Genomic DNA, 4319 nt, shown 5'->3' with positions numbered 1-4319 from the left:
CAAAAGCCAGTGAGTTTTGACCCAAAAGCCAGTGAGTTTTGACCCAAAAGTCAGTGAGTTTTGACCTAAAAGTCAGTAAGTTTTGACCTAAAAGCCAGTGAATAAAAAAAACATAATGGGATTAAGTCTTTTTTTTTTCAGGAAATTATGGTAAATTTTTTGCATGAGCGAAGAAAAAGAAAAATATGTGCGTCCGACCTGGGATGAATACTTTATGGAAGTTGCGCGTACTATTGCAAAACGTGCGACTTGCGACCGCGGAAGAAGCGGCTGTGTAATTGCAAAGGATAATCAGATTCTTGTTACAGGCTATGTCGGAAGTCCTGCCGGGCTTGCTCATTGCGATGAAGTTGGCCACCTTATGCGAAAAATGATTCACGCTGACGGTTCTATTACCCAGCACTGCGTAAGAACCGTTCATGCCGAGCAGAATGCGATTTGCCAGGCTGCAAAAAGAGGAATTTCAATTGACGGAGCGACCGTGTACTGCAAAATGACTCCTTGCAGAACGTGCGCCATGCTTATTATAAACTGCGGAATAAAAAGAGTTGTCTGCGAAAAGCATTACCATGATGAAGAAGACTCAATGAAAATGTTTGCCGAAGCTGGCATAAAGATTGAACACCTTGAGGATTCTGTTCAGACTTATGCCGATATGTAGAAGCACATGGTTACTAAGAAGGCACTCCCATGCTATGACATGGGAATCTTTTTAATTTTTAAAAGATTATCCGGTCATGCACGGTAATGACACTAAACTATAAAACTCGAAATTTAGGTTATTTTATACACTTATAGTTTTTAAATTTCCGCTCAAGCTAGGATTTCTGCATTCTCCGTCGTCAGTGTAGAGTTCGTAGCTTGTGCCTTTTTCTGCAAAGCTTATAGTTGTGAGTTTTTCAAAGTCAATTTTTTCAACTGAATCAGCGTTGTCTGCAAGCGGCAAAATGTGTTCTTTGCGGATAAAGAATGCAACTTCATCTAGCGCAATGTGTATAAAGTTATGTCCGGCTGGAATTATTTTTTCCTCGTAGTTTTCGCTGTCCTTGAACTTTACAAGCTTCATTTCTTCCGGAAGATAAACGTGGCGTCCTATTGCGTTTTGTTCATAGACCGGAGCAATCATAATGCTTTCTCCAATCATAAGCTGGTCTTCTGTCCTTCTTGCATCTTCATCCTTTGGCCAGATAAATCCAAGCGGGCTTGCATACATTGTTCCTTGCAAGGCGGCTTTCATAAACTCGCTGTAGATATAAGGAAGAAGTCTGTATCGCAGTTTAAGAATGTTCCTGAATTTTTCTATGCTGTTTTTAAATCTAAAAGGCTCTTGTTCCCGTGTTCCTAATGCGGAGTGGTTTCTTAAAAGAGGCATAAAAATTCCAAGGGCATACCAGCGCAATAAAAGGTCTTCTGTTGTGTTTTCTCCGAATCCGCCTAAGTCCGCGCCTGTGTATAAGAAGCCGCACATATTAAGAGACGGAAGCATTTTTAAGTTCAAGAGAATGTGCTGCCACCTTGACATATTGTCTCCCATCCATATTCCGCCGTATCTGTGAGAGCCTATGCAGGAAGATCTTGAAAACATAAGAATTCTTTTTTCTGGAGAAATCTTTTTGAATGCTTCGGATGCAGCTCTTGTCATGTTGTAGCCGTAAAGGTTATGAACGTCATAATGGCGGATTTTTTTTCCGTCCTTGCAATGGTAAAAACTTTTGTAGTCATCGATATTATTTGCAAGATTCAAGACAGTGTCTTTTAGCGCGAAGTTTTCTTTTAAGCCAATGTTGAGCTTTTTCATTTCGTTTACCTGGTCAAAAACTTTTTCCAGATTTTTTTCAGAGTAAAAGAGGGCAGGCTCGTTCATGTCGTTCCAGAATCCTTCAATGCCTTGGTCTGTAAGAAATTTATATTTCATTCCAAACCATTTTCTTGCTTCTGGATTTAAGAAATCTGGAAGACAGCATTTTCCTGGCCACACGCCAACTATAAAGTCGTTTCCGTCTTTGCCCTTGCAAAAATAATTGTTTTTCTTTCCTTCTTCGTAAAGTTTATATCCGTCTTCCATTTTTATTCCGGCATCAATGATTGGAACAATGCGAACTGAATTTTTTTTCATGCCGGAAACAAAATTTTTAAAGTCTGGAAATGATTTTTTGTTAACAGTAAAGTCCTTAAAGTTTTCCATGTAGTCTATGTCTAGGTAAACCATGTCTAGCGGAATATTGTTCTTTCTGTAGTTTTCAACGACATTTCTTACATCTTCTTCGCAAGTGTAGCCCCAACGAGACTGTCCTATTCCAAATGCCCATCTTGGAGGAATGTAGCTTTGTCCGATTAAAGTTCTGAATTCTTTTATAATTAATTCTAGCGTTGGGTTTTCTATTATGTAGAGTTCAAATTCTGGATTTTCTACAGCGACTTTAAGAGTTGAATAGCTTGAAGCTCCAATGTCGAATGTAATTTTTCCTGGAGCGTCAAAGAATGCTCCGAAGTTTTTTTCGTTTCCAGATACAATGAAAAAATTATGGGCGGCATAAAGTGAGCTTTTGTTTTCGTTGTGTTCCGGCTGGTCTGTGCAGAAACTTTCGTAAATGAATCCGCGCTTGTTTATTCCGCGCACATTTTCACCAAGACCGTAAACAATGTCGCTTAAGTCCATTTCAAGTGAAAAGCTAGAATCTCCTGCGTTTTTAAAATATGGAATTTTTTCTTTGCAGGCTTCAGGCTTTTGTTTTACAGTTTCTGTGTCAAATGGTTTTCCGAATACAAATCTCTTAATCATTTTATGCCTCCAATAGCTAATTAATAGACTACGCAAATTGATTTTTGCTTTATTTTTCCTTTTAGAACTGAATTCTTTAAGACAAATTTTGTTTTGTTTGCCTTGTCAATGTAAGTTCCTTTTGGAAGTTTTATTTCAACTTGAACGGCAGACGGCTTGGAGTTTAAGTTTATTATTACGCAGCCTTTTTCTCCTCGCTTTATAATTAGAACGCCCGCATTTTCTCCGTTGATGAATTTTTCATTTTCACCTTGCATTGCAGTTCTGAATTTGTTTACAGCAGAAACTTCCGGACTGAAATACTCATCGTTTCCTGTTTCGCCGATTTTGGATTCTCCTGGAAACTGTGTAGCTTCTTTTCCTTTTGGGCGGTTAAAGAACAATGGAGTTCCGTCTTTTCTTGAAGCTATGACTGCCCAGCCTGCTCGGATCATAAAATTTGTAAGGTAGGCGGACTCTCCTTCGTTTGCATAAGTGTCATGGCTTTCAACCCAAGTTACAAGTTCCGGAGAAGCTGCATTTTGAAAGTTTACAATTCCTTTTGCGTTTAGCTTTTCATTTTTTAACGCGCTTCTTAAAAGCTTTCCGTAGTTGCTCGCTGTTACTGGAAAAAGTTTTCCGTATGCATCTTCTCTTGAAGCTCCTTCCTGAAGAACTTCTCCGTAAATAAAAAGCTCATTTGCATTTTTTACAGATTTTCCGTTTACTGATTTTTTTCCTGTAAAGACTGGCCAGAAGTCGTTTTCCTTTGAAGCAGGATCTACAGGGTCGTCGGGAAGGGCAATATGTTTTGCTGTGTCAAATCTGAATCCGTCGGCACCGCATTCAATGAGGTCGTTTATGTAGTTCATAAAGTATTCTTGAAAAAGCGGATTTTCTGTATTTACATCTGGAAGTCCTCCGAGCATTGCGCTTGTAACTTCTCTGCGGTTTGCCATGCTTCTGATTGTGTGGTCGGAATTCTTGTGGTACATTTTTTGCATTCCGCCTACAGCTTCTATGAAGTCCAAGGAAATTTCATCTTTGTGTGTCGTCGTGTGGTTTGGAACAACGTCAACAATTACCGCGATTCCGTATTTTTTTGCCTTTGCGCACATACGAATAAAGTCGTCTCTTGTTCCAAGCTGATAGTTTCCAATTTTCCAGTCTGTAGGCTGATAGTGATAGTACCACTTTCCGTTTTTTTGACTCATAATTTCAAGTCCGCCGTTGTCCCCTTCAAAGCATTCATTCGCAGGGGAAGTTTGGATTGCAGTGAATCCTGCTTCTGCAATTTTTTCAATGTTATCTTCAATTGTCTTGAACGACCAGCACCAGCAGTGGAGTATAGTTCCTTGTTTTGTTTGCATTTTATTTTCCGCAGGCATAGCAGAAACTCCTAAAATAAAAATCATTGCAAATGTAAAAATTTTTCTAATCATTTTTCCTCCGTAATTGTTTAGATTTAATTTCTATTGTCATTATCGGGCTTGACCCTGCGATGTTTCTGAAAGAAACTTGGTTGATAATCTATTGAAAATTTCCAGCAGATTCCTGA

The 4319-nt window shown here is 39.0% G+C and carries 3 protein-coding genes; 1 reads left to right on the top strand and 2 read right to left on the bottom strand.

Annotated elements, in window-relative coordinates:
- The first annotated feature begins 163 nt into the window (after positions 1-163).
- Positions 164-661 carry a deoxycytidylate deaminase gene (locus B4C08_RS10035; protein ID WP_295800533.1) on the top strand — a complete coding sequence of 166 codons (498 nt, stop codon included), beginning with the start codon at positions 164-166 and terminating at the stop codon, positions 659-661.
- A 123-nt stretch (positions 662-784) separates the two neighbouring features.
- Here B4C08_RS10035 and B4C08_RS10030 read toward each other — a convergent pair whose 3' ends face one another.
- Both B4C08_RS10030 and B4C08_RS10025 read right to left on the bottom strand, forming a co-directional pair.
- Positions 785-2818 carry a TIM-barrel domain-containing protein gene (locus tag B4C08_RS10030; protein ID WP_349675602.1) on the bottom strand — a complete coding sequence of 678 codons (2034 nt, stop codon included), beginning with the start codon at positions 2816-2818 and terminating at the stop codon, positions 785-787.
- On the bottom strand, positions 2803-4203 hold the full coding sequence (locus B4C08_RS10025; RefSeq protein ID WP_296091223.1) for an alpha-amylase family glycosyl hydrolase: 1401 nt from the start codon (positions 4201-4203) through the stop codon (positions 2803-2805). The genes B4C08_RS10030 and B4C08_RS10025 overlap by 16 nt, the downstream gene beginning before the upstream one ends.
- Between the last annotated feature and the right edge of the window lie 116 nt (positions 4204-4319).

The organism is Treponema sp. UBA753, from assembly GCF_002297325.1.
GTDB lineage: Bacteria > Spirochaetota > Spirochaetia > Treponematales > Treponemataceae > Treponema_D.
The sequence above is the reverse complement of the archived record's forward strand: the minus strand, read 5'-3'. Positions and strand labels throughout refer to the sequence as shown.